The organism is Dactylosporangium sp. NPDC005572, from assembly GCF_040605515.1.
Lineage (GTDB): Bacteria > Actinomycetota > Actinomycetes > Mycobacteriales > Micromonosporaceae > Dactylosporangium.
This window is the reverse complement of the sequence record NZ_JBEXCY010000454.1, coordinates 1-1,718: the sequence shown is the minus strand read 5'-3', so window position 1 is coordinate 1,718 and position 1,718 is coordinate 1. Positions and strand designations below refer to the sequence as shown.

Genomic DNA, 1,718 nt, shown 5'->3' with positions numbered 1-1,718 from the left:
ATCGCGGCGTGCGCCGCGAACGCCTCGATCAACCGCCGGTCGGCGGCCGGCAGCGAGTGACCCCGCAGTACCAGTGAAAGATCATCGTCGATCGTCACCTCCGTCTGGCCCTCGCCCGGCGAGGTGCACGGGCGGCCGCCGACGGTGGACACGATCCGCCAGCTGGAGCCGTGCCGTTCGAGCAGGTTGACGCTCACCAGGCCGAACGACTCCCGGACCCGCTCCAGCAGGGCCGTCAGGGGTTCGTCGCCGTGCAGGACGCTACCGGCCAGGGTCGCCAGGGTCTGCGCCTCCGCCGAGGCGCGGGCCGCCTCCCGGGCCCGGCGGGCGGCGCCGTCGACGACCGTGGCCACCGCCATCGCGACGAAGACGAAGGCGACGAGGGCGAAGAGGTTCTCGCGCTCGGCGACGGTGAAGCGGTGCAGCGGCGGGGTGAACCAGAAGTTCAGCAGCAGGAACCCGCCCACCGCGCACAGCAGCGCCGGCCAGAGCCCGCCCAGCAGCGCGACGGCCACCGCCAGTACCAGATAGGCCAGAATGTCGGTCGGCAACGCGAGGTCGCCGCGGAGCGTGTCCAGGCCCAGGGTCAGCAGGGGCAGGCCGGCCAGCGCGAGCGCGAAGCCCAGCAACCTTCGCCGCACGGTGAGCCCGCCGCCGCGCACGCCCAGCCGCAGGCGGCCCTTGCGGGCCTGCTCGTGGGTGACCAGGTGCACGTCGATCGGCCCGGAGTCGGCGGTCGTGGTGGCGCCGACACCCGGCGCCAGGATCTGGGCGAGCCGGCCGCGGCGGCTGGCGCCGAGCACGAGCTGGGTCGCGTGGACGCCGCGGGCGAAGTCGAGCAGCGCCGCCGACACGTCGGCCCCGACGACCTGGTGGTAGGTGCCGCCGAGACTCTCGGCGAGCAGCCGCTGCCGGCTGAGGTCGACCGGGTCGCCGCCGGACAGGCCGTCGCCCCGCACGACGTGGACCGCGAGGAGGTCGGCGCCCTTGCTGCGCACGGCGATCCGGGCCGCGCGGCGGATGAGGGTGTCACCCTCGGGGCCGCCGGTGAGCGCGACGACGACCCGTTCCCGGACCTCCCAGGCGGTACCGCGGTACGCGTCGAGCTGCTCGTCGACCTTCCCCGCCAGCCACAGCAGGGCCAGCTCGCGCAGGGCGGTGAGGTTGCCGACCCGGAAGTAGTTGCCGAGCGCCGCGTCGACCTTGTCCGGCGTGTAGATGTTGCCGTGGGCCATCCGGCGGCGCAGAGCCTCCGGGGTCATGTCGACCAGCTCGATCTGCTCGGCCCGGCGGACCACCGCATCGGGCACGGTCTCGCGCTGCGGCACGCCGGTGATGTGCTGCACGACGTCGTTGAGCGACTCGAGGTGCTGGATGTTGACCGTCGTGAGGACGTCGATGCCCGCGTCGAGGAGCCGGTCGATGTCCTGCCACCGCTTGCCGGTCGGTACCCGCGAGTGGGCCATCTCGTCGACGAGCGCCAGCTCGGGCCGGCGCTCCAGGACGGCCTCGACGTCGAGCTCGGTGAAGGTGCTGCCGCGGTAGGGCACGGCCCGGCGCGGGAGCACCTCCAGCCCGGCGAGCATCGCCTCGGTGAAGGGGCGGTGGGGGGGGGGGGGGGGGGCCCCCCCCCCCCCCCGGGCGCCCCCCCCCCCCCCCCCCGCCCCCCCAGTGCAAATTTTAATCTTTGGCAACCCCGGGGCCCCGGGGGGGGGGTT

Annotated in this window: 1 pseudogene; it reads right to left on the bottom strand. The window is 74.5% G+C overall.

Annotated elements, in window-relative coordinates:
• Positions 1-1,586 (bottom strand): annotated as a pseudogene (locus ABZS66_RS61575) (DUF4118 domain-containing protein); the annotation flags it as partial.
• Between the last annotated feature and the right edge of the window lie 132 nt (positions 1,587-1,718).